Below are 26,591 nucleotides of genomic sequence, written 5' to 3' on the forward strand. Positions count from 1 at the left end.
CCCTCAGTTTTGGTAGGGACGCGTATCGCTTGCTATCGCGGCCGCGTTTCGAATATTATTCTGCCGTCATAATAATAATTCTCGTTTACGTTATCATTCACTTTCCATCAGAGATATACCAATGGCGCGTCAAAAAACTGCTCAGCCAAAACACTCGCTGCGTAAAATTGCAGTCGTAGTAGCCACAGCGGTTAGCGGCATGTCTGTCTATGCACAGGCGGCGGTTGAACCGAAAAAAGAAGACACTATCACCGTCACCGCGGCTCCTGCTCCGCAGGAAAGTGCATGGGGACCGGCGGCAACCATCGCGGCACGCCAGTCAGCCACCGCGACCAAAACGGATACCCCGATTCAGAAAGTTCCCCAGTCTATTTCTGTGGTGACTGCCGAAGAGATGGCGCTACACCAGCCGAAGTCCGTGAAAGAGGCGCTCAGCTATACCCCAGGCGTTGCCGTGGGCACGCGTGGCGCATCTAACACCTATGACTACCTGATCATTCGCGGTTTCGCTGCCGACGGCCAAAGTCAGAATAACTATCTGAATGGCCTGAAGATGCAGGGGAACTTTTACAACGATGCGGTGATTGATCCTTATATGCTGGAACGCGCGGAAGTGATGCGTGGGCCGGTTTCTGTTCTGTACGGTAAGAGCAACCCAGGCGGTTTGTTGAACATGGTCAGCAAGCGTCCAACCACCGAGCCGCTGAAAGAAGTTCAGTTTAAAATGGGCACTAACAGCCTGTTCCAGACCGGTTTTGACTTCAGCGATGCGCTGGATGACGACGGCGTTTACTCTTATCGCTTAACAGGTCTGGCTCGCTCGGCGAATGCGCAGCAGCAGGGGGCGGAAGAACAGCGTTATGCTATTGCGCCGTCCTTTAGCTGGCGTCCGGATGACAAAACCAACTTTACGTTCCTGTCCTACTTCCAGAACGAACCTGAGACCGGTTACTACGGTTGGCTGCCGAAAGAGGGGACTGTCAGCACGCTGCCGAACGGTAAGCGTCTGTCGACAGACTTCAACGAAGGCGCGAAAAACAATACCTACTCTCGTAATGAGAAGATGGTCGGTTATAGCTTCGACCATGAATTCAACGATACTTTTACCGTGCGTCAGAACTTGCGTTACGCGGAAAACAAAGTGTCGCAGAACAGTGTATATGGTTACGGCATGTGTTCCGATCCGCTCTATTCGAGCAACCCGATCACCAGCCCTTGCGCCAGCGTACCGCAGTCACAGTGGGGGCATACGCTGACCCGTCAGTATGTGGATGATAACGAAAAACTGCAGAACTTCTCTGTGGATACCCAACTGCAAAGCAAGTTTGCGACCGGTTCTCTGGATCATACCCTGCTGACCGGCGTTGATTTTATGCGTATGCGTAACGACATCGACTCCTGGTTTGGCTGGGCTGGTTCAGTTGCGCCATCTGACATCTACAACCTTGATCGCAGCGATTTCGACTTCGGATCCCATCCAGGGCCTGGCGCCGCCTATCGCGTGCTGAACAAGCAGAAGCAGACCGGCGTGTACGCCCAGGATCAGATGCAGTGGGATAAAGTGCTGGTGACGTTGGGCGGACGTTATGACTGGGCGCAGCAGGATACTCTGGATCGTGAAGCGAATACTCAGCACTCGCGTAATGATAACGAGTTTACCTGGCGCGGCGGCGTAAACTACCTGTTCGACAACGGCGTGACTCCGTACTTCAGCTACAGCGAGTCGTTCGAACCGGCTTCTACCGTGGGCGCGAACGGCAGCATCTTTGCGCCGTCTAAAGGCAAGCAGTACGAAGCGGGCGTGAAATATGTCCCGAACGATCGTCCGATCGTGATCACCAGTGCGGTCTATCAGTTGACCAAAACCAACAACCTGATGGCCGATCCTAACGGTTCGTTCTTCTCGGTTGAAGGCGGTGAGATTCGTTCACGCGGCGTTGAAGTGGAAGCAAAAGCGGCGCTGTCTGCCAGCGTTAACGTGGTCGGTTCCTACACTTATACGGATGCGGAATACACCACCGACACCAACTACAAAGGCAACACCCCGGCGCAGGTGCCAAAACATATGGCGTCGCTATGGGGCGATTACACGATGTTTGACGGCCCGCTTTCCGGTCTGACTCTGGGCACCGGCGTTCGCTATACCAGCTCCAGCTATGGCGATCCGGCTAACTCCTTTAAAGTCGGCAGCTACACCCTGGTGGATGCGCTGGTTCGGTACGATCTGGCACGCCTTGGCATGGCAGGTTCCAACGTCGCGCTGCATGTCAACAACCTGTTTGACCGCGAATACGTCGCCAGCTGCTTTAACACCTATGGCTGCTTCTGGGGCGCGGAACGTCAGGTCGTTGCTACCGCAACCTTCCGTTTCTAATTTTTCTTTGGGCACGCATTGCGTGCCCGCTTTACAAGTTGGCCGCTATGCAGGAACAGACTCATCATCCCGATACCACGTTTGCACTGCGTGATGTCTCCTTTCGCGTGCCAGGTCGCACGCTTCTGCACCCTCTGTCGTTAACTTTTCCCGTCGGTAAAGTGACTGGCCTGATTGGTCACAATGGTTCAGGTAAATCCACGTTGTTAAAAATGTTGGGTCGCCATCAGCCGCCGTCAGAAGGGGATATCCTGCTCGATGCGCAACCGCTGAACAGTTGGAACAGCAAAGCGTTTGCCCGTAAGGTGGCGTATTTACCGCAGCAGTTGCCGCAGGCGGAAGGGATGACCGTACGTGAACTGGTGGCGATTGGTCGCTATCCGTGGCACGGGGCGCTGGGCCGTTTTGGCGTCGCGGACAGAGAAAAAGTGGAAGAGGCGATCGCGCTGGTAGGGTTAAAACCCCTGGCGCATCGTCTGGTCGACAGTCTTTCCGGCGGTGAACGTCAGCGCGCGTGGATTGCGATGCTGGTGGCGCAGGACAGTCGCTGTCTGCTGCTCGATGAACCCACCTCGGCGCTGGATATTGCCCACCAGGTGGATGTGCTGGCGCTGGTTCATCGACTCAGCCAGGAGCGTGGCCTGACGGTGATCGCTGTGCTGCATGATATCAACATGGCTGCCCGCTACTGTGACTACTTAGTCGCCTTGCGCGGGGGCGAAATGATTGCCCAGGGAACGCCCGCCGACCTAATGCGTAGCGAAACCCTGGAACGTATTTATGGCATCCCGATGGGGATCCTGCCGCATCCGGCAGGCGCTGCACCTGTGAGTTTTGTGTATTGATGAGCGGCTTACACCACATAACACGTCGTCGTTTATTAACGGCGATGGCACTTTCCCCGCTGCTCTGGCAGATGAAACCGGCGCGCGCAGCCGCTGTCGATCCACATCGTATCGTGGCGCTGGAGTGGCTGCCGGTCGAGCTGTTGCTGGCGCTTGGCGTGACGCCCTATGGCGTGGCAGACATTCCTAACTACCGCCTGTGGGTGAATGAACCGCCGCTGCCAGCATCGGTGATTGATGTCGGATTACGCACCGAGCCGAACCTTGAGCTGCTGACCGAAATGAAACCCTCCTATATGTTCTGGTCGACAGGGTACGGCCCTTCTCCCGAAACGCTGGCGCGAATTGCGCCCGGACGTGGCTTCAACTTCAGCGATGGCAAACAGCCCTTAGCCGTGGCGCGTCGATCTCTGATCGATATGGCGCAGATGCTGAATCTGGAATCTGCGGCTGAGCGACATCTGGCGGAATACGACCAGTTTATTGCCAGCCGGAAATCGCGCTTTGTGCAGCGCGGAGAGCGCCCGCTGCTGTTGATCACTCTCCTCGATCCTCGCCATATGCTGGTTTTCGGCCCGAACTGCCTGTTCCAGGACGTGCTGGATGAATACGGGATTCGCAACGCCTGGCAGGGAGAAACCAATTTCTGGGGCAGTACGGTGGTCGGAATCGATCGCCTTGCAGCCTACAAAGATGCCGATGTGCTTTGCTTTGATCATGGGAATAACAAAGAGATGGCCACGCTGATGGCAACGCCGCTCTGGCAGGCGATGCCGTTCGTGCGTGAAGGGCGTTTCCAGCGCGTACCGCCCGTGTGGTTTTATGGCGCCACACTGTCGACCATGAATTTTGTCCGTATTCTGGATAATGCGCTGGGGGGCAAGGCGTGAGTCAACGTATTGCACGTTTCCCGGCGTTATTGCTGGCGCTGTTGTTTATCGTCGCCGTAGGGTTAACCTGGACGAATTTCACCGTTGCGCTGCCGCGTACCCAGTGGCAGCAGGCGCTGTGGTCACCGGATATCGACGTCATCGAGCAGATGATTTTCCATTACAGCCTTCTCCCTCGTCTGGTGATCTCCCTGCTGGTTGGGGCCGGGCTGGGTCTGGTTGGCGTGCTCTTTCAACAGGTGCTGCGTAACCCGCTGGCCGAACCGACCACGCTGGGCGTGGCGACCGGCGCACAGTTAGGGATGACGGTCACGACATTGTGGGCGATACCGGGCGTGATGGCCGGGCAGTTTGCCGCTCTGGCGGGCGCCTGTATTGTCGGGGCGCTGGTGTTTGGCGTCGCCTGGGGAAAACGACTTTCTCCCGTCACGCTGATCCTCGCCGGTCTGGTGGTCAGTCTGTACTGCGGGGCCATCAACCAACTGTTAGTCATCTTTCACCACGATCAGTTGCAGAGCATGTTCCTGTGGAGTACCGGAACGTTGACGCAAACTGACTGGGGCGGTGTGCAGCGTCTGTGGCCGCAGCTGCTGGGCGGCGTCATGCTCACTCTGTTGTTGTTGCGCCCGCTAACCCTGATGGGGCTGGATGATGGCGTTGCGCGCAACTTAGGGCTGGCGCTGTCGCTGGCGCGTCTGGCGGCGCTGACGCTGGCGATTGTACTTAGCGCGCTGCTGGTCAATGCGGTAGGGATTATCGGTTTTATCGGTCTGTTTGCGCCGCTGTTGGCGAAAATGCTGGGCGCGCGTCGTCTGCTGGCGCGCCTGATGCTGGCTCCGCTGATTGGGGCGCTGATTCTGTGGCTGTCCGATCAGGTTATTCTCTGGCTGACCCGCGTATGGATGGAAGTGTCCACCGGTTCTGTGACGGCACTGATCGGCGCACCGCTGCTGCTGTGGCTGCTACCGCGCCTGCGTAGTATGAGCGCGCCGGACATGAACGTCAGCGACCGGGTGACGACGGAACGTCAGCATGTGCTGGGTTATGCGCTGATCGGCGGCGTGCTGCTGTTGATCGGGGCATATGTCGCGCTGTCGCTGGGGCGTGACGCGCAGGGCTGGAGCTGGGCCAGCGGCGTGCAACTGGAAGAACTGATGCCCTGGCGCTGGCCGCGCATTCTGGCGGCGATGATCGCCGGGGTGATGCTGGCAGTGGCGGGGTGTATCATCCAGCGGCTGACCGGGAACCCGATGGCGAGTCCTGAGGTGCTGGGGATCAGCTCCGGCGCGGCGTTCGGCGTTGTGCTGATGCTGTTTCTGGTGCCGGGCGATGCGTTTGGCTGGCTGTTGCCCGCCGGGAGTCTCGGTGCTGCCGCCACGCTGTTGATCATTATGATTGCCGCCGGACGGGGAGGGTTCTCCCCCCACCGTATGCTGCTGGCCGGGATGGCGCTCAGCACGGCCTTCACCATGCTGCTGATGATGCTACAGGCAAGCGGCGATCCGCGCATGGCCGGGGTACTGACCTGGATCTCCGGTTCGACCTATAATGCGACGGGTCAGCAGGTGCTGCATACCGGGGTGGTGATGGCGATCCTGCTGGCGATCACGCCACTGTGCCGTCGCTGGTTGACGATTTTGCCGCTGGGCGGTGATACCGCCCGTGCAGTCGGTATCGCGCTGACACCGTCGCGGGTTGGCCTGCTGCTGCTGGCAGCCAGTCTGACGGCTGCCGCCACAATGACAATCGGCCCGCTGAGTTTTGTCGGGCTGATGGCGCCGCATATCGCGCGGATGTTAGGTTTTCGTCGAACGATGCCGCATATTGTGATGTCGGCGCTGGCGGGAGGATTATTGCTCATCTTTGCCGACTGGTGCGGGCGGATGGTGCTGTTTCCGTATCAGATCCCGGCGGGGATACTCTCGACGTTTATCGGTGCGCCGTACTTTATTTATCTGTTACGTAAGCAGAGTCGTTGATTCGGATGTTTTTCGTGTAGGCCAGATAAGACGCTTCGCGTCGCCATCCGGCAATAAAAAAGCCGGGTGGCGGCTTCGCCTTACCCGGCCTACGGTTTAAAACGTACTCTGTTACAGCTTTGCAAACACCCGACGCGCGGCGTCGATAGTGTTATTGATGTCTTCCATGCTGTGCGCTACGGACATAAAGCCCGCTTCAAACGCGGATGGCGCAAGGTAAATCCCCTCGTCCAGCATCATGTGGAAGAAGCGCTTGAAGCGTTCCACGTCACAGGCCATCACGTCCTGATAGCAGGTGACAGTTTTCGCGTCGGTGAAGAAAATCCCGAACATGCCGCCAACGTGGTTAACGACCAGCGGGATCGCGGTTTCCTCTGCCGCTTCCAGCAGACCTTCCGCCAGGCGCGTCGTGAGTTCATCCAGCGTTTCGTGAATGCCCGGCTGCGCCACTTCGGTCAGACAGGCAAAACCGGCCGCCATGGCAATGGGATTGCCGGAGAGGGTGCCCGCCTGATAAACCGGGCCGGTCGGGGCCAGCGCGTCCATCACGTCGCGACGACCGCCGAACGCTCCTACAGGCATACCGCCGCCAATGATTTTGCCCAGACAGGTCAGATCCGGCACCACGCTGTAGTAATCCTGTGCGCCAGCCAGCGCCACGCGGAAGCCGGTCATCACTTCGTCGATAATCAGCAGCGCGCCGAACTCATCGCACAGTGTGCGCAGACCCGGCAGGAATTCCGGCAGCGGCGGGATGCAGTTCATATTGCCTGCCACTGGCTCAACGATGATACAGGCGATCTCCTGCGGGAACTGCTCGAATGCGGCACGCACGGAATTGAGATCGTTATAAGTACAGGTCAGGGTATGCTTTGCGAAATCTGCCGGCACGCCGGGAGAGTTCGGCTGGCCCAGCGTCAGTGCGCCGGAGCCGGCTTTTACCAGCAGACAGTCTGCGTGGCCGTGGTAGCAGCCTTCAAATTTGATGATCTTATCGCGGCCAGTGAAACCACGCGCCAGACGAATGGCGCTCATGGTCGCTTCGGTACCGGAGTTGACCATTCGTACCATGTCCATCGTCGGTACCAGTTCGGTCACAAGCTCCGCCATTTTGACTTCCATCTCGGTCGGCGCGCCAAAGCTCAGGCCGCGCTCAGCCGCTTCGATCACTGCGTTGCGGATCGCCGGATGGTTGTGTCCCAGCACCATCGGTCCCCAGGAGCCGACGTAATCGATATAGGCTTTGCCATCGACATCGTACAGATACGCGCCGTCCGCTTTTTCGATAAACAGCGGAGTACCACCCACGCCAGTAAAGGCGCGAACAGGGGAGTTAACGCCGCCGGGGATTAGCTCGCGTGCTGCGCTGTAGAGGTTTTCAGACTTACTCATGGATGGGTTCCTGGTTCGTAGAAAAAGTGAATGCCCGCTATTCTAGTTATTCAGAGAAGGTTATGAAAGTTTTGCGCATTTGAAACATTACGATTTGCAGGGGATTTTCGGGTAAGAGGCGAGTACAATGCCGCCTCTGCATTTGTATTACCAATTAATGATCATCTGATGAAGACAGAAACTCCCTCTTTTGAAGCACAGCAAATTGTGCGCTTACGGCGCAGGGACCAAATCCGTCGACTGCTGGAGCGAGATAAAACGCCGCTGGCGATCTTAATGATGGCGGCAGTGGTGGGGACGCTTACCGGTCTGGCAGGCGTGGCGTTCGAAAAAGCGGTGAGCTGGGTGCAAAACCTGCGTATCGGTGCGCTAGTGAATGTGGCTGACCATCCGATGCTGCTCTGGCCGCTGGCGTTTATTCTCTCTGCATTACTGGCGATGGTCGGCTATTTTCTGGTGCGTAAATTTGCGCCGGAAGCTGGCGGGTCGGGGATCCCGGAGATCGAAGGGGCGCTGGAAGAGCTTCGCCCCGTCCGTTGGTGGCGTGTGTTGCCGGTGAAGTTTATCGGTGGGATGGGCACGCTGGGTGCAGGGATGGTGCTGGGACGCGAAGGGCCGACGGTACAAATCGGCGGAAATATTGGCCGCATGGTGCTGGATATCTTCCGCATGCGTAGCGCCGAAGCGCGCCATACGCTGTTGGCAACCGGGGCAGCGGCAGGGCTTTCTGCCGCCTTCAACGCACCGCTGGCGGGTATTCTGTTTATCATCGAGGAGATGCGCCCGCAGTTTCGCTATAACCTTATCTCGATCAAAGCCGTCTTTACCGGCGTGATCATGTCGAGCATTGTTTTCCGCATTTTCAACGGTGAATCGCCGATTATCGAAGTGGGGAAACTGTCCAACGCACCGGTCAATACGCTGTGGCTGTATCTGATCCTCGGGATGATTTTTGGCTGTGTAGGACCGGTTTTCAATAAGCTGGTGCTGCGTACTCAGGATATGTTCCAGCGCTTTCACCATGGAAACACCACTAAATGGGTGCTGATGGGCGGGGCGATTGGCGGTCTGTGTGGCATTTTGGGGCTGATTGAACCCGCGGCGGCTGGCGGCGGTTTTAACCTTATCCCTATTGCGGCGGCGGGCAATTTTAGCGTCGGACTGTTGCTGTTTATCTTTATCGCGCGAGTGATCACCACGTTGCTCTGTTTTTCTTCCGGTGCGCCCGGCGGGATCTTTGCGCCGATGCTGGCGCTGGGTACGTTGTTGGGCACCGCATTTGGTATGGCAGCAGCGGCAGGCTTTCCGCATTATCAGCTTGAGGCCGGAACGTTCGCCATTGCCGGAATGGGCGCGTTGCTGGCGGCATCGGTGCGCGCGCCGTTGACCGGGATTGTGCTGGTGTTGGAGATGACCGATAACTATCAGCTCATTTTGCCAATGATTATTACCTGTCTTGGCGCAACACTATTAGCACAATTCCTGGGCGGAAAACCGCTATACTCCACTATCCTTGCCCGCACGCTGGCGAAGCAGGAAGCGGAGCAGGCGGCAAAAAGTCAGACGACCACCGCTGGCGAGAATACTTGAATGAAATACCAGGGTATTAGATAATGGCGTTAATATTGGGTCAGAATTTGCCCAATTGCTGATGTCGTTTGGAGCAAAAATATGAGTGATGACGTAGCGCTGCCACTGCAATTTACTGAAGCAGCAGCCAATAAAGTAAAAAGCCTGATCGCGGACGAAGAAAACCCGAACCTGAAACTGCGTGTCTATATCACCGGTGGCGGTTGCAGCGGTTTCCAGTATGGTTTTACCTTTGATGACCAGGTCAACGAAGGCGATATGACCATCGAGAAACAGGGCGTTGGCCTGGTGGTTGACCCTATGAGCCTGCAGTATCTGGTCGGCGGTTCCGTTGACTACACCGAAGGTCTGGAAGGTTCTCGTTTTGTAGTTACCAACCCGAATGCGAAAAGCACCTGCGGGTGTGGCTCTTCCTTCAGCATCTGAGTGCTGTCTGTAATGTGCCCGGTAAGCGCAGGCGCTACCGGGCAAAGCGTCTAATCCGGCCTGGATTTAACGGCTATTCTCATCTAACGCAAATGTTGGTAGCTTCAGATGCCAGCGGATCGCCGCGAGGCGAATGACCAGCGTCACAACCATCCCCATCATACTGGCGGCTTCCAGCGGCATCGCGAAGGTGTAATACGCGGTTGCGTGGACAATTCCGCCGATAATACAGGCCGTTGCATAGATTTCCGTACGCAGGATCATCGGGATTTCTCGTGCCAGCACATCGCGAATAATACCGCCGCCCACGCCGGTGATGACACCCATACAGATAGCCACCAGCGGCCCCGTCCCTGCTATAAATGCTTTGTTGACGCCGATCCCGACAAACACCGCCAGGCCGACGGCGTCCAGCACCGGCAGCATCCATTTAGGCAAGCGTCTGGGCTGACGCACCAGCAGGATCGTCAACATGCTGGTGACCATCGCCACCACCAGATCGGTTGGGTCTTTAACCCAGAAAACGGGACCGTTATCTAATGCCATATCACGGATCGTCCCGCCGCCCACGGCGGTAACGACGCCCAATACCAGCACGCCAAACGGGTCCATACGCAGTTTCCCGGCCAGTAACACGCCAGAGATAGCAAATACTGCTGTGCCTACAATATCCAGCCAATAGACGAGCATGATCAAATCCTCACAACACACCTGTTGGGGCAGGCGCTAATTCACCAGGGAAAGCGCATTACAGAGTTGTTTTGCGGCGAGGATAATACGCGGGCTTGCGCGTTCAAACCAGTCACTGTTGAGAGGAATTACCGGAATTTGTAGTTGATCACCCCAGTATTGCTTAATTTTGAGAATTTCACCTGCATCGCCGGCGACAACGATCGCTTGCGGCGCGCGCGCCAGCACCTGTTCACGACTGACCTGCGGCCAGGGAACCCGACTGCCGGCAAAGATGTTTTCTCCCCCGCAGAGCTCAATAACCTCGTTTTGAATCGATCCTTTTCCGCTGGTAAAGGGCGGATTGATACCAAACTGCAAAAACACGCGTTTTTTCGCTTTGCCTGCATACTGAGATTTTAGCTGCGAATAGTCGTCCAGCAAGGTTTGCGCGGCGTGCTTTGCCATTTCGGGATGTGGGCTAAAGTCGGCCAGCGTCAGCAACGTGTCGGCAATCTGTTCGATGGTGACGGCATCGATCCACATGACCTTGATGCCTAGCGAGGAGAGTTGATTCACCTGCCGTTCGGCATTACCGCCGCGCCAGGCGAGGACCAGATCCGGCTTCAGCGCCACAATCCTTTCCAGATTCATGCCTTGCCAGGTCGAGATCTGCTCGATACGTTGCGCCTGTGGCGGATAGTCTGAATAGCTGCTGACGCCAACGGGGGTGATCCCGGCGGCAAAGGCGAGTTCCGTGTTGGCGGGAGAGAGTGAAATCACGCGCGGTGCGGCATGCAGCCACACCGGGAGGGCTAACAGCAGGGCGACAAGCGCCCTGGAGAAGGATTTAGCCATGCGCCAGTTTCTGTACCAGCGATTCAACCATCAGCGTGGATTGCTTCGCGGCAACGGCCAGGAACTCATCAAAGCTGAGATGGGACTGCTGATCGGCAACGTCTGAGATCGCGCGGACCACCACAAACGGTACCTTGAAGTTATGGCAAACGTGCGCAATCGCGGTGGCTTCCATCTCAACGGCAATGGCCTGCGGGAAGTTGTGACGGATTTTCGCCAGCCCCACGGAGCCGTTAATGAAGGCATCGCCGCTGACAATCAAGCCGCGTACCGCGTTCAGGTTCAGCTCAGCGATGCAGGATTCCGCTGCGGCAATCAGTTTTTCATCGGCTTTAAAACCGGCCGGGCAGCCCGGCAGTTGGCCGAACTCATAACCAAATGCGGTGACGTCAGCGTCGTGATAGCGCGCTTCATCAGAGACCACAATGTCGCCCACTTTCAGGGTTGGAGCGAGGCCGCCTGCGGAACCGGTGTTAATAATGACGTCCGGCTTGCAGCGTTCAAGCAGCAGCGTAGCGCCCAGCGCCGCCGCCACTTTACCAATACCGGATTTCAGCAGCGCAACGTCGGTTCCGTTAAGTTGACCGGTGTAAATTTCACAACCGCCCAGGGTGAGAGTTTGACGGTTTTCGATTTTGTCACGCAGCAGCGTAACCTCTTCTTCCATTGCACCAATGATGCCGATTTTCATAGATTTACTCGCGCCAGGTGAGATTTAAAGGCATAGTCTATCATGCGCTTAAGGCGAAGTGCATTCTCACGCGGGAGAGGACATGTCACAGATTGATTTCCGGAAAAAAATAAACTGGCACCGTCGTTTTCGTTCACCGCAAGGGGTCAAAACTGAGCATGAGATCCTGCGCATTTTTGAAAGCGACCGTGGACGCATTATTAACTCTCCGGCGATCCGTCGCCTGCAGCAGAAAACCCAGGTGTTTCCCCTTGAGCGTAATGCCGCCGTGCGTACGCGCCTTACCCATTCGATGGAAGTTCAGCAGGTGGGGCGTTATATCGCCAAAGAGATTTTAAGCCGCCTCAAAGAACAAAAACTGCTGGAACCATACGGCCTGGATGAGTTAACGGGACCGTTTGAGAGCATCGTCGAAATGTCCTGCCTGATGCATGACATTGGCAACCCGCCGTTTGGGCATTTTGGCGAGGCGGCGATCAACGACTGGTTTCGCCAGCGCTTACATCCGGCGGATGCGGAAAGCCAACCCTTAACCGAAGATCGTTGCATTGTGGCGACGTTGCGTCTGCGCGAAGGCGAGGAGTCGTTGAACGATATCCGCCGTAAAGTACGCCAGGACCTGTGTCATTTCGAAGGGAATGCTCAGGGGATTCGGCTGGTACATACCTTGATGCGAATGAACCTGACATGGGCCCAGGTCGGCGGGATCTTAAAATATACCCGTCCGGCATGGTGGCGGGGAGAAACGCCCGCGACGCACAACTATTTAATGAAAAAACCCGGCTATTACCTTTCTGAAGAACCGTATATTGCGAGGTTACGTAAAGAACTCGATCTGGCGGTTTACAGTCGCTTTCCGTTAACGTGGATAATGGAAGCCGCCGACGATATCTCTTATTGTGTCGCCGATCTGGAAGATGCGGTAGAGAAAAGAATCTTCAGCGTTGAGCAACTCTATCATCATTTATATGAGGCCTGGGGGGAGCATGAGAAAGGTTCGCTCTTTGCGCAGGTTGTCGAAAATGCCTGGGACAAATCACGGGCGAATTATCTGAGCCGCAGTACTGAAGATCAATTTTTCATGTATTTGCGGGTGAATACACTAAATAAACTGGTGCCCTACGCCGCGCAGCGTTTTATTGATAACCTGGAACAAATCTTTGACGGAAGGTTTAATCAGGCATTGCTGGAAGACGGCAGCAGCTTTAGTCGTCTGCTGAAAATCTATAAAAATGTTGCGATGAAACATGTGTTTAGCCATCCTGATGTGGAGCAACTCGAATTACAGGGCTATCGGGTGATCAGTGGCTTACTCGATATCTACCGTCCTTTATTAAGCCTGCCGCTTGCGGATTTCAGTGAGCTGGTGGAAAAAGAACGCCTGCAGCGCTTTCCTATCGAATCCCGCTTATTTCAGAAATTGTCAACGCGTCACCGACTGGCCTATGTGGAGGCCGTGGGTAAATTAACACCAGATTCGCCTGAGTATCCCGTGCTGGAATATTATTATCGTTGCCGGCTGATCCAGGATTATATCAGTGGCATGACAGACCTCTATGCATGGGATGAATACCGCCGCCTGATGGCGGTCGAACAATAGACTGAGTTTTGTAAAGACGGACAATAAATTTTTACCTTTTCCATAAACTTCTGTCCGGAACTTAGCGCTATAAAATGAATCTGACGTACACAGCAATTTTGCGTTATCTGTTAATTGAGATTGAGACACATGAAAAAAACCACATTAGCAATGAGTGCACTGGCTCTGAGTTTAGGTTTGGCGTTATCCCCGCTTTCTGCAACGGCGGCTGAAACTGCATCAGCGACGACCGCACAGCAGATGCCAAGTCTGGCACCGATGCTCGAAAAAGTGATGCCATCGGTGGTCAGCATTAACGTGGAAGGTAGCACAACCGTCAATACGCCGCGGATGCCGCGTAATTTCCAGCAGTTCTTTGGTGATGATTCCCCGTTCTGCCAGGACGGTTCCCCGTTCCAGAGTTCGCCTTTCTGCCAGGGCGGCCCACAGGGCGGTAATGGCGGCGGCCAGCAGCAGAAGTTTATGGCGCTGGGTTCCGGTGTCATCATTGATGCCGCGAAAGGCTATGTCGTCACCAACAACCACGTGGTGGATAACGCCACGGTGATTAAGGTTCAACTGAGCGATGGCCGTAAATTCGACGCTAAGATCGTCGGCAAAGACCCGCGCTCTGATATTGCGCTGATCCAGATTCAGGATCCGAAAAACCTGACGGCGATTAAGCTGGCTGACTCCGACACCCTGCGAGTGGGGGATTACACTGTCGCCATCGGTAACCCGTTTGGTCTCGGCGAGACGGTCACTTCCGGTATCGTCTCTGCGCTGGGTCGTAGCGGCCTGAATGCGCAGAACTATGAAAACTTCATTCAGACCGATGCGGCGATCAACCGCGGTAACTCCGGCGGCGCGTTGGTTAACCTGAACGGCGAGTTGATCGGTATTAACACGGCGATCCTCGCGCCGGACGGCGGCAACATCGGTATCGGTTTTGCGATCCCGAGCAATATGGTGAAAAACCTGACCTCTCAGATGGTGGAGTTCGGCCAGGTGAAACGCGGCGAACTGGGAATCATGGGTACCGAACTGAGCTCCGAACTGGCGAAAGCGATGAAAGTTGATGCACAGCGCGGTGCCTTTGTCAGCCAGGTCATGCCGAACTCGTCCGCTTCGAAGGCCGGTATTAAAGCCGGTGATGTGATCACCTCCCTGAACGGTAAGCCGATCAGCAGCTTTGCCGCACTGCGTGCGCAGGTTGGCACCATGCCGGTGGGCAGCAAAATTACCCTCGGCCTGCTGCGCGACGGTAAGCCGGTTACCGTGAATCTGGAACTGCAGCAGAGCAGCCAGACTCAGGTTGATTCCAGCTCCATCTTCAGCGGTATTGAAGGGGCTGAAATGAGTAATAAAGGTCAGGATAAAGGCGTCGTGGTGAACAACGTGAAAGCGAACACCCCGGCGGCGCAGATTGGCCTCAAGAAAGGGGATGTGATTGTCGGCGCTAACCAGCAGCCGGTGAAAAACATCGCCGAACTGCGTAAAATCCTCGACAGCAAACCGTCTGTCCTGGCGTTGAACATTCAGCGTGGCGACAGCAATATCTACCTGTTGATGCAGTAATCTCCCCAAAACCCCTTCCTGTCACAGGAAGGGGTTTCTTTTTGTGATATTTCCCACAACTCCATACTTCTTCCCTTTGCTTTGTGCATCTGCACAATGTCAGCGTTTGTTATCTTCTTTATGCTGGAGCTCTGCTCACAGGAGGGCTTTATGGCTGGCTGGCATCTTGATACCAAAATGGCGCAGGATATCGTGGCACGCACGATGCGCATTATTGATACCAATATCAACGTGATGGATGCCCGTGGACGGATCATCGGCAGCGGCGATCGCGAGCGAATTGGGGAATTGCACGAAGGCGCGCTGTTAGTCCTCTCTCAGGGCCGCGTGGTGGACATCGATGATGCCGTTGCGCGTCATCTGCATGGCGTTCGTCAGGGGATCAACCTGCCGCTGCGCCTGGAAGGCGAAATTGTGGGCGTGATCGGCCTGACCGGCGAACCGGAACATCTGCGCAAATATGGCGAACTGGTGTGCATGACGGCGGAGATGATGCTGGAGCAGTCGCGCCTGATGCATCTGCTGGCCCAGGACAGTCGCCTGCGTGAAGAGTTGGTGATGAACCTGATTCAGGCGGAAGAGAACACGCCAGCGTTGACCGAGTGGGCGCAACGTTTAGGGATCGACCTCAACCAGCCGCGCGTGGTGGCGGTGGTGGAAGTGGACAGCGGACAACTCGGCGTGGACAGCGCTATGGCGGAGTTGCAGCAGTTACAGAACGCACTGACCACCCCGGAGCGTAATAACCTGATTGCGATCGTTTCGCTGACCGAGATGGTGGTGTTAAAACCGGCGTTGAATTCGTTTGGCCGTTGGGATGCCGAAGATCACCGCAAGCGCGTTGAGCAGCTGATTGCGCGCATGAAAGAGAACGGACAGTTGCGCTTTCGCGTTTCGCTGGGCAACTATTTTACCGGGCCTGGCAGTATCGCGCGTTCGTACCGTACTGCGCGCACGACGATGATGGTCGGCAAACAACGAATGCCGGAAAGCCGCAGCTACTTTTATCAGGATTTGATGCTGCCGGTACTGCTCGACAGTCTGCGCGGCGGCTGGCAGGCCAATGAGCTGGCGCGTCCGTTGGTGCGGCTGAAGGCGATGGACAATAACGGCCTGTTGCGCCGCACTCTGGCGGCGTGGTTTCGCCACAACGTGCAGCCGCTGGCGACCTCTAAGGCACTGTTTATTCACCGGAATACGCTGGAATATCGACTGAATCGCATTTCAGAATTGACCGGGCTGGATTTGGGGAATTTCGATGATCGGCTGCTGCTGTACGTGGCGTTACAGCTGGATGAGCAGCATTGATTCATTGCCTGATGGCGCTACGCTTATCAGGCCTACGCGGATGTGCCTGTAGGCCTGATAAGGAGGCGTATGACGCCGCCATCCGGCAACAAACAGCTTATTTACGCGTCAGTTTTTCCAGATCGGCTTCGATTTCGGTGATCTTATTCGCCACCACGCTTTCCAGATGGCGTAAATCATCAAGGATCTTACGTTTCAGATCCACTTCCGTGCGATCGCGCTGGCAGATCTGATCGAGTTCGTCGATCACATAGCGCAGGTTGGGACTGATCTCCTGTACCTCTTTGTATCCCTGACCCACTCCATCGGCAACCACGGTTTTGCGCTGGCGGGGGTATTTAAACTTCACGCTTTTGGCAAAGAACTCACCTTTATCCTTCTGGAAATAGATTTTCAGGATATCGTTATTGGCTTCTTGCCGCAGGCTGTAACGATCGATTTCTTCAGGATTAGTAATGCCCAGACTTTTCAGATTGTCATACATAGCGGTACCCTTAAGCTCACTATAACTATTGAATAATTAACGAAAAGCCCTGTTTCTGCCACTCGCAGATGTAAAAAAAGCGGGCTAAGCCCGCTTTTTCAAATCGCCGTTAGTCGATGGTACGCAATAACTCATTGATGCCGACCTTGCCACGGGTTTTGGCGTCGACTTTTTTCACAATTACCGCACAGTACAGGCTGTACTTGCCATCTTTCGACGGCAGGTTGCCGGAAACGACAACGGAGCCTGCCGGAACGCGACCATAATGGACTTCACCGGTTTCACGGTCGTAAATGCGGGTGCTCTGACCAATATAAACGCCCATCGAAATCACCGAGCCTTCTTCGACAATCACGCCTTCTACGACTTCAGAACGTGCGCCGATAAAGCAGTTATCTTCGATGATGGTCGGGTTCGCCTGCAGCGGCTCCAGTACGCCACCGATGCCGACGCCGCCGGAGAGGTGAACGTTCTTGCCGATCTGCGCGCAGGAACCGACGGTTGCCCAGGTATCGACCATCGTGCCTTCATCAACGTAAGCGCCGATGTTGACATAGGACGGCATCAGCACGGTGTTACGGGCGATAAACGCACCCTGACGAACTGCCGCAGGCGGAACCACACGGAAGCCTTCTTTCTGAAAGCGAGCTTCGTCGTAGTCGGCGAATTTCATCGGCACTTTATCGAAGTAGCGGCTTTCCGCGCCATCGATCACCTGGTTATCGTTGATACGGAAAGAGAGCAGCACCGCTTTCTTCAACCACTGGTGAGTCACCCACTGACCGTCTACCTTTTCTGCCACGCGCAGCGCGCCGGAGTCCAGCAGGGAAATCACCTGATTCACCGCTTCACGGGTCACGGTATCCACATTGGCCGGAGTAATGTCGGCACGGCGCTCAAAAGCGGTCTCAATAACGTTCTGTAACTGCTGCATTGTTAAACTCTTTCCCTATAAATAAACACACTACCCTTTATCGTTTGGATTGAGGGCCTCTGTCAACCGTTGATGCACTTCCTGCTGCAGCGCATTATTAAGTGCACGCCGGTCTGCTGTAGCGATTATGAATAAATCTTCTACTCGCTCACCAATGGTTGTAATTCGGGCGCCATGAAGCGAAATTCCCAGATCGGCAAAAATTTGCCCGACCCGCGCCAGCAGCCCTGGCTGATCGAGCGCGATAAGCTCGAGGAACGATTTGCGGTCGGTGTGCGTGGGCAGGAATGTGACCTCGGTATCGACGGTAAAGTGGCGTAATTTTGCCGGCTGTCGGCGCGGCTGCGGCGGCTGCCAGCTGCGCTGGGTGATTGCCTGTTCCAGCCCAAAGCGGATGGCTTCATGCCTGTCTGACGACAGCGGGCTGCCGTCTGGTTCCAGTACGATAAAGGTATCCATCGCCATGCCATCGCGGGTGGTGAAAATCTGCGCATCGTGGACGCTGAGGTTACGCCGGTCCAGCTCGGCGCAGACGGCGGCAAACAGATACGGGCGATCCGGACTCCAGATGAAGATTTCCGTCCCGCCGCGCGTTGCCTGCGGGCTGAGCAGAATTAGCGGCTCGCTGAGATCGTGCTGCAACAGATGACGCGCATGCCAGGCCAGCTGGTTCGGGCTGTGGCGCACGAAGTAGTTGGCGCGACAGCGCGACCAGATATGGTGCAACGCTTCTTCATCAATGTTATCCATCCGCAGCAGCGCCAGCGCCTGTAACTGGTGATGGCGCACGCGTTCGCGCATATCCGGCGTGTTTTGCATCCCCCGACGCAGCTGTTTTTCCGTGGCGAAGTACAGCTCGCGCAGCAAACTTTGCTTCCAGCTGTTCCATAGCGTTTCGTTAGTGGCGCATATATCCGCCACCGTCAGGCAAACCAGGAAGCGCAGGCGATGTTCCGTCTGTACCTCTTCTGCGAACTGCTTAATCACTTCGGGGTCCTGAATATCCCGGCGCTGAGCGGTCACCGACATTAGCAGGTGCTGGCGAACCAGCCAGGCAATCAGCTGCGTTTCGCGCGAGTTCAGACCGTGCAGTTCCGCAAACTTGAGCACGTCCTGTGCGCCCAGCACCGAGTGGTCGCCTCCGCGTCCTTTGGCGATATCATGGAACAGCGCGGCGATGAAAATGAGCTCAGGCTGGCGCAGACGCGGCCAGAGATCCACGCACAATGGGTGGCGCTGACGGGTCTCTTCTTTGGCAAAACTTTCCAGCTTCAGCATCACGCGAATCGTGTGTTCGTCCACCGTGTAAGCATGGAACAGGTCAAACTGCATTTGCCCGACAATACGTGACCACTGCGGCATGTAGGCCCACAGCACGCTATGGCGGTGCATCGGCAGCAGACCGCGGCTGACCGCACCAGGGTGACGCAGCATACTGAGAAACAGCGATCGCGCCTCCGGGATGTAGCACAGTGGCTGATTCAGGTGGCGGCGCGCATGGCGCAGATGGCGCAGGGTGGTGGAGTAGATCCCGGTGATCGCACTGTTGCGTACCATGGTATAGAACATCCGTAGGATCGCTTCCGGTTCGCGGATGAACAGATCGTCCTGACGCAGATCGATCAGCGTGCCGCGCAGTTGAAAATCGTCATCAATAGGACGCGGCTTTTCGTCGGCGGACAGCGCGAGGATCGCTTCGTCAAACAGCTGCAGCAGCATCTGGTTGAGTTCCGTGACGCGGCGGGTGACGCGGAAGTAATCCTTCATCATCTGCTCAACCGGCTCGTTGCCTTCGCCGCTGTAATTCAGGCGCTGAGCGACGCTCAACTGGCGATCGAACAGCAGGCGGTTATCGTAACGACTGACCACTAAATGCAGGGCAAAACGAATGCGCCACAGAATGTGCAGGCACTCGTTGAGCTCAGCGCGCTCTGCCTGAGTCAAAAAGCCGAAGCCGACCATTTCGTCGAGCGAGGTAGCGCCGAAATGGCGACGGGCGACCCACTGCAGCGTGTGGATATCGCGCAGACCGCCGGGGCTACTTTTGATATCCGGCTCGAGGTTATAGCTGGTGCCGTGATAGCGCTGGTGGCGCTGATGCTGCTCTTCCACTTTGGCGGCGTAGAACTTGTCGGAGGGCCAGAAACCTTCGCTGAAGATATGTTTTTGCAGCGCCAGAAAAAGGGCCACGTCACCAATCAACAGACGGGTCTCAATCAGGTTGGTGGCGACGGTCAGGTCCGACAACCCTTCCAGCAGGCATTCTTCCAGCGTACGTACGCTGTGCCCGACCTCCAGTTTGACGTCCCACAGCAATGTCAGCAGCTCGCCGACCTTTTGCGCCTGATCGTCCGGTAATTTTTTACGACTCAGGATGAGCAGGTCGATATCGGAAAGCGGGTGAAGCTCACCGCGTCCGTAGCCACCGACGGCGACCAGCGCCAGATCGGCAATCTGTCCAAAACCGGCGTCGATCCATAGACGTTGCAGCAACTGGTCGATAAACTCGGTCCGGGCTTCAATCAGCTGTTCGGCGGAAATCCCGCTGTCGAAGGCATCGCCCAGCCATTGCTGGAACGCGTCGATATGCGTTTTGATTCCGGCGACGGTGAGTTCGTCGCGAGACCAGGTCCCCGGGTTCTGCGGCTGACCGGGGAGGGTGGGGAGTGCGGTATTCGCGTGTTGTTCAGGAAGTGTATTCATTATGCGCCACCCATTAAAAAAGCCGGATATGGCGAAAGTGCCTTATCCGGCCTACGGAATAGTGCCATTTGTAGGCCTGATAAGCGAGAGCGCCATCAGGCAAAAAAGTTATGCGTCGTGCGTAATGACCGCCGGGATGGTGTCATCCTTACGTAACGTCAGAATTTCACAGCCGTTATCGGTCACCACAATAGTATGCTCGTATTGTGCAGACAAGCTCCGGTCTTTGGTTTTGACCGTCCAGCCGTCTTTCATTGTGCGGATACGGTAATCACCGGCGTTGAGCATCGGTTCGATGGTAAAGGTCATGCCCGGTTTCAGCACCACGCCGCCGTCATCCGCATCATAGTGCAGCACCTGCGGCTCTTCGTGGAAGCCACGACCAATGCCGTGTCCGCAGTATTCACGCACCACGGAGAAACCTTCTCCTTCCGCATATTTCTGGATCGCCGCACCGAGCGTACGCAGACGGATACCTGGTTTCACCATTCGCAGCGCCAGATACAGGCTTTCCTGGGTGACGCGGCACAGACGCTCGCCCAGTATGGTCGGTTTGCCAACGATAAACATTTTGGAGGTATCGCCGTGGTAATCGTCTTTAATGACGGTCACGTCGATGTTGACGATATCGCCATCTTTTAGATGTTTGGCATCATCCGGAATCCCGTGACATACCACTTCATTAATAGAGATGCAGACGGATTTCGGATAACCGTGATAGCCGAGACAGGCCGAAATCGCATGCTGCTCGTTAACGATGTAGTCGTTACAGATACGATCCAGTTCACCCGTGCTAACGCCCGGTTTGATATACGGTTCGATCATCTCCAGCACTTCCGCGGCCAGACGGCCCGCGACGCGCATTTTTTCGATTTCTTCAGGGGTCTTGATTGAGATAGCCATGAATTCTGTCCATCAGTGTCGATTATTTCGACAATAATTGTGTAAGTGCTGTCAATGGTATCAGTCCAGCATACATGCTGCCAAATTGAGAATCATTAACAGCACAGCAAGCCAACAATTATTGGTGTCCACGGCGTATTTGTGGTATAAAGCGCGCCGGACTTCCGATCTCATTTCGTATACACAGAATGGACGGAAGCGACAAATCTCACTTTGTGTAACAACACACACGTATCGGCACATATTCCGGGGTGCCCTTTGGGGTCGGTAATATGGGATACGTGGAGGCATAACCCCAACTTTATCTATAGAGGTTTTAATCATGGCAACTGTTTCCATGCGCGACATGCTCAAGGCTGGTGTTCACTTCGGTCACCAGACCCGTTACTGGAACCCGAAAATGAAGCCGTTCATCTTCGGTGCGCGTAACAAAGTTCACATCATCAACCTTGAGAAAACTGTACCGATGTTCAACGAAGCGCTGGCTGAACTGAACAAGATTGCTTCTCGTAAAGGTAAAATCCTTTTCGTTGGTACTAAACGCGCTGCAAGCGAAGCGGTGAAAGACGCTGCTAACAGCTGCGACCAGTTCTTCGTGAACCATCGCTGGCTGGGCGGTATGCTGACTAACTGGAAAACCGTTCGTCAGTCCATCAAACGTCTGAAAGACCTGGAAACTCAGTCTCAGGACGGTACTTTCGAAAAGCTGACCAAGAAAGAAGCGCTGATGCGCACTCGTGAGCTTGAGAAACTGGAAAACAGCCTGGGCGGTATCAAAGACATGGGCGGTCTGCCGGACGCTCTGTTCGTCATCGATGCTGACCACGAGCACATTGCTATCAAAGAAGCAAACAACCTGGGTATTCCGGTATTTGCTATTGTTGATACCAACTCTGATCCGGATGGTGTTGACTTCGTTATCCCGGGTAACGACGACGCAATCCGTGCTGTTAGCCTGTACCTGGGCGCTGTTGCTGCAACCGTTCGTGAAGGCCGTTCTCAGGATCTGGCTTCCCAGGCGGAAGAAAGCTTCGTAGAAGCTGAATAATAAGGCTTGATAACTTCCCTGAAATAGTGCGAGTTGCAGGAAGGCGGCAAGCTCGAGAATTCCCGGGAGCTTACATCAGTAAGTGACTGGGATGAGCGAGCGAAGAAAACGCTCCTGCGGTTCGGAATATGAAGGGGAAGAGCCCTTATAAACCAGGTAGTATCATGTTTGGTTAGGGGGCCTGTATATGGCCCCCTTTTTCACTTTTAAATCTGTGCGGTTTGACGCCGGGCAGATCAAATCTTCCGAGGATTTTAGAATGGCTGAAATTACCGCATCCCTGGTAAAAGAGCTGCGTGAGCGTACTGGCGCAGGCATGATGGATTGCAAAAAAGCACTGACTGAAGCTAATGGCGACATCGAGCTGGCAATCGAAAACATGCGTAAGTCCGGCGCTATCAAAGCGGCGAAAAAAGCAGGCAACGTTGCTGCTGACGGCGTGATTAAAACCAAAATCGACGGCAACATCGCTTTCATTCTGGAAGTTAACTGCCAGACTGACTTCGTTGCTAAAGATGGTGGTTTCCAGGCATTTGCTGACAAAGTGCTGGATGCCGCTGTTGCTGGCAAAATCACTGACGTTGAAGTGCTGAAAGCGCAGTTCGAAGAAGAGCGCGTTGCGCTGGTAGCGAAAATCGGTGAGAACATCAACATCCGCCGTATCGCTTCCCTGGAAGGTGACGTTCTGGGTAGCTACCAGCACGGTGCGCGCATCGGTGTTCTGGTTGCCGCTAAAGGCGCAGACGAAGAGCTGGTTAAGCAGCTGGCAATGCACGTTGCTGCAAGCAAGCCTGAATTTGTTAAGCCGGAAGACGTGTCTGCTGAAGTGGTAGAAAAAGAATACCAGGTTCAGCTGGACATCGCGATGCAGTCTGGTAAGCCGAAAGAAATCGCAGAGAAAATGGTTGAAGGCCGCATGAAGAAATTCACCGGCGAAGTTTCTCTGACGGGTCAGCCTTTCGTTATGGAGCCAAGCAAGTCTGTTGGTCAGCTGCTGAAAGAGCACAACGCTGACGTTACTGGCTTCATCCGCTTCGAAGTGGGCGAAGGCATCGAGAAAGTTGAGACTGACTTTGCAGCAGAAGTTGCTGCGATGTCCAAGCAGTCTTAATTGTCGAAAAGGAGCCGCCTGAGGGCGGCTTCTTTTTGTCACCCGTCTCGCAAAATCAGTATGGCTCTTATTTCGTTGTACTGAGTAGCGACATATCATTGTCGCCAGAATTTACCCCCATTTTTAATCGTTGACAGTCTCAGGAAAGAAACATGGCTACCAATGCAAAACCCGTCTATAAACGCATTCTGCTTAAGTTAAGTGGCGAAGCTCTGCAGGGTTCGGAAGGCTTCGGTATTGACGCAAGCATACTGGATCGTATGGCTCAGGAAATCAAAGAACTGGTTGAACTGGGTATTCAGGTTGGTGTGGTGATTGGTGGCGGTAACTTGTTCCGTGGTGCTGGTCTGGCGAAAGCGGGTATGAACCGCGTTGTGGGCGACCACATGGGCATGCTGGCCACCGTGATGAACGGCCTGGCAATGCGCGATGCGCTTCACCGCGCCTATGTGAACGCTCGCCTGATGTCCGCTATCCCACTGAATGGCGTATGCGACAACTACAGCTGGGCAGAGGCTATCAGCCTGCTGCGTAATAACCGCGTGGTTATCCTCTCTGCGGGTACCGGTAATCCTTTCTTCACCACTGACTCTGCGGCGTGCCTGCGTGGCATTGAAATCGAAGCCGACGTGGTGCTGAAAGCGACGAAAGTCGATGGCGTCTTTACTGCCGATCCGGCGAAAGATCCTGCTGCTACGATGTACGAGCAGTTGACCTACAATGAAGTTCTGGATAAAGAACTGAAAGTGATGGATCTGGCGGCGTTTACGCTGGCGCGTGACCACAAATTGCCGATTCGTGTCTTTAACATGAACAAACCTGGTGCACTGCGTCGCGTCGTCATGGGTGAAAAAGAAGGCACATTAATTACGGAATAATTCCCGTATTGGCCAATTACGGGTAAGATTTGCCTTTACCCGGCGGGACTTTTATATCCTGTGTCATAAATTAAACGAGACTATACTGAGCACATTCTGAATACACAAAGTCATTCATGCTGCGTCAAGGCGACAAGAGCGTGAATCTCCAGGAGCGTACCTGAGTACGTGACTGGAGTGAACGCTTGCAGTCAACGCAGAGCCAGCTTGAAGGATGAAGTGTATTGTGTGCTGTCTGGTCTGACTGAGACTAGTATCCAAGGATTCGTAACGTGATTAGCGATATCAGAAAAGATGCTGAAGTACGCATGGAAAAATGCGTAGAAGCGTTCAAAAACCAAATCAGCAAAATACGCACGGGTCGTGCTTCTCCCAGCCTGCTGGATGGCATTGTCGTGGAATATTACGGCACGCCAACGCCGCTGCGTCAGCTGGCAAGCGTAACGGTAGAAGATTCCCGTACCCTGAAAATCAACGTGTTTGATCGCTCCATGAGCCCGGCCGTTGAGAAAGCGATTATGGCTTCTGACCTCGGTCTGAACCCGAGCTCCGCAGGCAGCGATATTCGCGTTCCGCTGCCTCCGCTGACGGAAGAGCGTCGTAAAGATCTGACGAAAATCGTTCGTGGCGAAGCTGAACAGGCGCGTGTTGCCGTACGTAACGTCCGCCGTGACGCGAACGACAAAGTGAAAGCACTGCTGAAAGACAAAGAGATCAGCGAAGATGACGATCGCCGTTCTCAGGACGACGTACAGAAAATGACGGATGCCGCCATCAAGAAAGTGGATGCGGCGCTGGCAGATAAAGAAGCAGAACTGATGCAGTTCTGATTCCGCTGTACGCTCAAAACGCCGCTCAGAAGATCATACGATCGGCTGGCGGCGTTTTGCTTTTTATCCTGTCTCATTTTTTCGGATGTTTGATGAAGCAATTAACCATTCTGGGTTCGACCGGCTCTATCGGTTGCAGCACGCTGGACGTGGTGCGTCAAAACCCTGAGCACTTCCGCGTTATCGCGCTGGTGGCAGGTAAAAATGTCAGCCGTATGGTGGAGCAGTGCCTGGAATTCTCCCCGCGTTATGCCGTGATGGACGATGACGCCAGCGCGCGCCTTCTCAATGACGCGCTGAAGCAGCATGGTAGCCATACGGACGTTCTCAGCGGGCAACAGGCGGCTTGTGATATGGCAGCGCTTGATGAGGTCGATCAGGTCATGGCGGCCATCGTTGGCGCGGCGGGCCTGCTGCCAACGCTTGCCGCCATTCGCGCGGGAAAAACCATTCTGCTGGCAAACAAAGAATCTTTGGTGACCTGTGGGCGCCTGTTCATGGACGCCGTGAAGCACAGTAAAGCCCGACTTTTACCGGTAGACAGCGAACATAACGCTATTTTTCAGAGTATGCCCCAACCCATTCAACACAATCTGGGATACGCTGACCTGGAGCAGAATGGCGTGATGTCCGTTTTGCTTACCGGGTCTGGTGGCCCGTTCCGGGAAACGCCGCTGCATGAACTGGTGTCGATGACGCCCGATCAGGCATGCCGTCATCCGAACTGGTCGATGGGACGTAAGATCTCCGTCGACTCAGCCACTATGATGAATAAAGGTCTGGAATACATTGAAGCGCGTTGGTTGTTTAACGCCAGTGCCCGTCAGATGGAAGTGCTGATTCACCCGCAGTCGGTGATTCACTCGATGGTGCGTTATCAGGACGGCAGCGTTCTGGCGCAACTGGGTGAGCCAGACATGCGCACGCCTATCGCACATACGATGGCCTGGCCGAATCGCGTAACCTCTGGTGTTGCACCGCTCGATTTCTGCAAACTCAGTGCGTTGACGTTTAGCGCGCCGGATTACCAACGTTACCCGTGCCTGAAACTGGCGATGGAGGCGTTTGAGCAGGGGCAGGCCGCTACAACCGCGCTGAATGCAGCCAATGAAATTGTCGTTGCTGCATTTCTTGCTGAAGAAATACGCTTTACCGATATCGCCGATCTCAATTTAGCCGTGCTGGAGCAGATGGATCTACAAGAACCACAGAGCGTCGATGACGTACTTAAGGTCGATGCGATTGCGCGAGAAGTCGCCAGAAAACAAGTGATGCGACTCTCAAGCTGAGGATTATCCTCCCGGAGGAGATCGTGCTATTTGTTAGCGTTGTGCTTCAGTGATATAGTCTGCGCCACCTGATCGCAGGTATTTGGCTTTTTTCGGTCAGGTAAGCCGTGGTTTGACACGGCTTTTTTGTGGATGCACAAAATCATTCAGGTTGCATCAAGGTGGCAAGTGAATGAGTTTCCAGGCGCATACAAAGAGTATGTGACTGAGGCGAATGATCACAGCCAACGAA

22 protein-coding genes are annotated in these 26,591 nt (G+C 55.0%); 14 read left to right on the top strand and 8 right to left on the bottom strand.

The genetic code is table 11. The features are described from left to right. Window positions 1-121: 121 nt before the first annotated feature. From fhuA to fhuB, 4 genes are read left to right on the top strand one after another with little or no spacing between them, the layout of a single operon-like run. Window positions 122-2,374, top strand: a complete 2,253-nt coding sequence (gene fhuA, locus HVZ37_RS04730; RefSeq protein WP_181628152.1) for a ferrichrome porin FhuA — start codon at window positions 122-124, stop codon at window positions 2,372-2,374. 47 nt (window positions 2,375-2,421) lie between these two features. Further along, window positions 2,422-3,219 (top strand): Fe3+-hydroxamate ABC transporter ATP-binding protein FhuC, encoded by a 798-nt coding sequence (gene fhuC, locus HVZ37_RS04735; RefSeq protein ID WP_044255394.1) that lies wholly within the window; start codon window positions 2,422-2,424, stop codon window positions 3,217-3,219. Further along, window positions 3,219-4,109 carry a Fe(3+)-hydroxamate ABC transporter substrate-binding protein FhuD gene (fhuD, locus tag HVZ37_RS04740; RefSeq protein WP_042997881.1) on the top strand — a complete coding sequence of 297 codons (891 nt, stop codon included), beginning with the start codon at window positions 3,219-3,221 and terminating at the stop codon, window positions 4,107-4,109. The genes fhuC and fhuD overlap by 1 nt, the downstream gene beginning before the upstream one ends. Further along, on the top strand, window positions 4,106-6,088 hold the full coding sequence (gene fhuB, locus HVZ37_RS04745; protein WP_044328511.1) for a Fe(3+)-hydroxamate ABC transporter permease FhuB: 1,983 nt from the start codon (window positions 4,106-4,108) through the stop codon (window positions 6,086-6,088). The genes fhuD and fhuB overlap by 4 nt, the downstream gene beginning before the upstream one ends. 111 nt (window positions 6,089-6,199) lie before the next feature. Here fhuB and hemL read toward each other — a convergent pair whose 3' ends face one another. Further along, a complete protein-coding gene (gene hemL / locus HVZ37_RS04750; protein ID WP_058587660.1) occupies window positions 6,200-7,480 on the bottom strand; it encodes a glutamate-1-semialdehyde 2,1-aminomutase in 1,281 nt (426 codons plus the stop codon). A 168-nt stretch (window positions 7,481-7,648) separates the two neighbouring features. Between hemL and clcA the strand changes: the two genes are divergently transcribed. Together clcA and erpA are read left to right on the top strand one after the other, a co-directional pair. Then, the gene (gene clcA, locus HVZ37_RS04755) at window positions 7,649-9,070 is read left to right on the top strand and encodes a H(+)/Cl(-) exchange transporter ClcA (protein WP_042997878.1); all 1,422 of its coding nucleotides are present in this window, start codon (window positions 7,649-7,651) and stop codon (window positions 9,068-9,070) included. A gap of 81 nt (window positions 9,071-9,151) precedes the next feature. Further along, window positions 9,152-9,496: an iron-sulfur cluster insertion protein ErpA gene (erpA, locus tag HVZ37_RS04760; protein WP_042997877.1), complete on the top strand. Its 345-nt coding sequence runs from the start codon at window positions 9,152-9,154 to the stop codon at window positions 9,494-9,496. A 66-nt stretch (window positions 9,497-9,562) separates the two neighbouring features. On the opposite strand, the gene HVZ37_RS04765 is transcribed toward erpA, so the two are convergent. From HVZ37_RS04765 to mtnN, 3 genes are read right to left on the bottom strand one after another with little or no spacing between them, the layout of a single operon-like run. Beyond that, window positions 9,563-10,186, bottom strand: a complete 624-nt coding sequence (locus HVZ37_RS04765) for a TRIC cation channel family protein (RefSeq protein WP_042997876.1) — start codon at window positions 10,184-10,186, stop codon at window positions 9,563-9,565. A gap of 36 nt (window positions 10,187-10,222) precedes the next feature. After that, complete coding sequence (btuF, locus tag HVZ37_RS04770) at window positions 10,223-11,023, bottom strand: vitamin B12 ABC transporter substrate-binding protein BtuF (RefSeq protein ID WP_181628153.1); 801 nt, start codon at window positions 11,021-11,023, stop codon at window positions 10,223-10,225. Further along, a complete protein-coding gene (mtnN, locus tag HVZ37_RS04775) occupies window positions 11,016-11,714 on the bottom strand; it encodes a 5'-methylthioadenosine/S-adenosylhomocysteine nucleosidase (protein ID WP_042997874.1) in 699 nt (232 codons plus the stop codon). The genes btuF and mtnN overlap by 8 nt, the downstream gene beginning before the upstream one ends. An 82-nt stretch (window positions 11,715-11,796) precedes the next feature. Here mtnN and dgt point away from each other — a divergent pair, with 82 nt between their 5' ends. The 3 genes from dgt (at window position 11,797) to cdaR (ending at window position 16,179) form a co-directional block, all read left to right on the top strand. Beyond that, the gene (dgt, locus tag HVZ37_RS04780) at window positions 11,797-13,314 is read left to right on the top strand and encodes a dGTPase (protein WP_042997873.1); all 1,518 of its coding nucleotides are present in this window, start codon (window positions 11,797-11,799) and stop codon (window positions 13,312-13,314) included. A 129-nt stretch (window positions 13,315-13,443) separates the two neighbouring features. Further along, window positions 13,444-14,871, top strand: a complete 1,428-nt coding sequence (degP, locus tag HVZ37_RS04785; protein ID WP_044255385.1) for a serine endoprotease DegP — start codon at window positions 13,444-13,446, stop codon at window positions 14,869-14,871. Window positions 14,872-15,021: 150 nt separating this feature from the next. Further along, window positions 15,022-16,179 (top strand): DNA-binding transcriptional regulator CdaR, encoded by a 1,158-nt coding sequence (gene cdaR / locus HVZ37_RS04790; protein WP_044255383.1) that lies wholly within the window; start codon window positions 15,022-15,024, stop codon window positions 16,177-16,179. A gap of 97 nt (window positions 16,180-16,276) precedes the next feature. Here the strand turns inward: cdaR and HVZ37_RS04795 are convergent, their stop codons facing one another. The 4 genes from HVZ37_RS04795 to map form a co-directional block, all read right to left on the bottom strand. After that, on the bottom strand, window positions 16,277-16,663 hold the full coding sequence (locus HVZ37_RS04795; RefSeq protein ID WP_042997870.1) for a DUF3461 family protein: 387 nt from the start codon (window positions 16,661-16,663) through the stop codon (window positions 16,277-16,279). Between the two features lie 109 nt (window positions 16,664-16,772). Then, complete coding sequence (dapD, locus tag HVZ37_RS04800; protein WP_042997869.1) at window positions 16,773-17,597, bottom strand: 2,3,4,5-tetrahydropyridine-2,6-dicarboxylate N-succinyltransferase; 825 nt, start codon at window positions 17,595-17,597, stop codon at window positions 16,773-16,775. Between the two features lie 30 nt (window positions 17,598-17,627). Then, complete coding sequence (glnD, locus tag HVZ37_RS04805) at window positions 17,628-20,300, bottom strand: bifunctional uridylyltransferase/uridylyl-removing protein GlnD (protein ID WP_042997868.1); 2,673 nt, start codon at window positions 20,298-20,300, stop codon at window positions 17,628-17,630. A 108-nt stretch (window positions 20,301-20,408) separates the two neighbouring features. After that, window positions 20,409-21,203 carry a type I methionyl aminopeptidase gene (map, locus tag HVZ37_RS04810; protein ID WP_042997867.1) on the bottom strand — a complete coding sequence of 265 codons (795 nt, stop codon included), beginning with the start codon at window positions 21,201-21,203 and terminating at the stop codon, window positions 20,409-20,411. Between the two features lie 322 nt (window positions 21,204-21,525). Between map and rpsB the strand changes: the two genes are divergently transcribed. The 5 genes from rpsB (at window position 21,526) to ispC (ending at window position 26,359) form a co-directional block, all read left to right on the top strand. After that, window positions 21,526-22,251: a 30S ribosomal protein S2 gene (rpsB, locus tag HVZ37_RS04815; RefSeq protein ID WP_012133990.1), complete on the top strand. Its 726-nt coding sequence runs from the start codon at window positions 21,526-21,528 to the stop codon at window positions 22,249-22,251. A 259-nt stretch (window positions 22,252-22,510) separates the two neighbouring features. Beyond that, window positions 22,511-23,362, top strand: a complete 852-nt coding sequence (gene tsf, locus HVZ37_RS04820; protein ID WP_042323696.1) for a translation elongation factor Ts — start codon at window positions 22,511-22,513, stop codon at window positions 23,360-23,362. 152 nt (window positions 23,363-23,514) lie between these two features. Further along, on the top strand, window positions 23,515-24,240 hold the full coding sequence (gene pyrH, locus HVZ37_RS04825; protein WP_042997866.1) for a UMP kinase: 726 nt from the start codon (window positions 23,515-23,517) through the stop codon (window positions 24,238-24,240). Window positions 24,241-24,512: 272 nt separating this feature from the next. Beyond that, window positions 24,513-25,070, top strand: a complete 558-nt coding sequence (frr, locus tag HVZ37_RS04830) for a ribosome recycling factor (RefSeq protein WP_042323692.1) — start codon at window positions 24,513-24,515, stop codon at window positions 25,068-25,070. A gap of 92 nt (window positions 25,071-25,162) precedes the next feature. After that, on the top strand, window positions 25,163-26,359 hold the full coding sequence (gene ispC, locus HVZ37_RS04835; RefSeq protein WP_142764878.1) for a 1-deoxy-D-xylulose-5-phosphate reductoisomerase: 1,197 nt from the start codon (window positions 25,163-25,165) through the stop codon (window positions 26,357-26,359). The last annotated feature ends 232 nt before the right edge of the window (window positions 26,360-26,591 follow it).

The sequence above is a fragment of the Citrobacter sp. RHB35-C17 genome, from assembly GCF_013816795.1.
Lineage (GTDB): Bacteria > Pseudomonadota > Gammaproteobacteria > Enterobacterales > Enterobacteriaceae > Citrobacter_A > Citrobacter_A amalonaticus.

Coding starts and splice junctions, on each gene's coding strand:
- fhuA (WP_181628152.1), top strand. CDS start 122: ATGGCGCGTCAAAAAACTGCTCAGCCAAAACACTCGCTGCGTAAAATT.
- fhuC (WP_044255394.1), top strand. CDS start 2,422: ATGCAGGAACAGACTCATCATCCCGATACCACGTTTGCACTGCGTGAT.
- fhuD (WP_042997881.1), top strand. CDS start 3,219: ATGAGCGGCTTACACCACATAACACGTCGTCGTTTATTAACGGCGATG.
- hemL (WP_058587660.1), bottom strand. CDS start 7,480: ATGAGTAAGTCTGAAAACCTCTACAGCGCAGCACGCGAGCTAATCCCC.
- clcA (WP_042997878.1), top strand. CDS start 7,649: ATGAAGACAGAAACTCCCTCTTTTGAAGCACAGCAAATTGTGCGCTTA.
- erpA (WP_042997877.1), top strand. CDS start 9,152: ATGAGTGATGACGTAGCGCTGCCACTGCAATTTACTGAAGCAGCAGCC.
- HVZ37_RS04765 (WP_042997876.1), bottom strand. CDS start 10,186: ATGCTCGTCTATTGGCTGGATATTGTAGGCACAGCAGTATTTGCTATC.
- btuF (WP_181628153.1), bottom strand. CDS start 11,023: ATGGCTAAATCCTTCTCCAGGGCGCTTGTCGCCCTGCTGTTAGCCCTC.
- mtnN (WP_042997874.1), bottom strand. CDS start 11,714: ATGAAAATCGGCATCATTGGTGCAATGGAAGAAGAGGTTACGCTGCTG.
- dgt (WP_042997873.1), top strand. CDS start 11,797: ATGTCACAGATTGATTTCCGGAAAAAAATAAACTGGCACCGTCGTTTT.
- degP (WP_044255385.1), top strand. CDS start 13,444: ATGAAAAAAACCACATTAGCAATGAGTGCACTGGCTCTGAGTTTAGGT.
- cdaR (WP_044255383.1), top strand. CDS start 15,022: ATGGCTGGCTGGCATCTTGATACCAAAATGGCGCAGGATATCGTGGCA.
- HVZ37_RS04795 (WP_042997870.1), bottom strand. CDS start 16,663: ATGTATGACAATCTGAAAAGTCTGGGCATTACTAATCCTGAAGAAATC.
- dapD (WP_042997869.1), bottom strand. CDS start 17,597: ATGCAGCAGTTACAGAACGTTATTGAGACCGCTTTTGAGCGCCGTGCC.
- glnD (WP_042997868.1), bottom strand. CDS start 20,300: ATGAATACACTTCCTGAACAACACGCGAATACCGCACTCCCCACCCTC.
- map (WP_042997867.1), bottom strand. CDS start 21,203: ATGGCTATCTCAATCAAGACCCCTGAAGAAATCGAAAAAATGCGCGTC.
- rpsB (WP_012133990.1), top strand. CDS start 21,526: ATGGCAACTGTTTCCATGCGCGACATGCTCAAGGCTGGTGTTCACTTC.
- tsf (WP_042323696.1), top strand. CDS start 22,511: ATGGCTGAAATTACCGCATCCCTGGTAAAAGAGCTGCGTGAGCGTACT.
- pyrH (WP_042997866.1), top strand. CDS start 23,515: ATGGCTACCAATGCAAAACCCGTCTATAAACGCATTCTGCTTAAGTTA.
- ispC (WP_142764878.1), top strand. CDS start 25,163: ATGAAGCAATTAACCATTCTGGGTTCGACCGGCTCTATCGGTTGCAGC.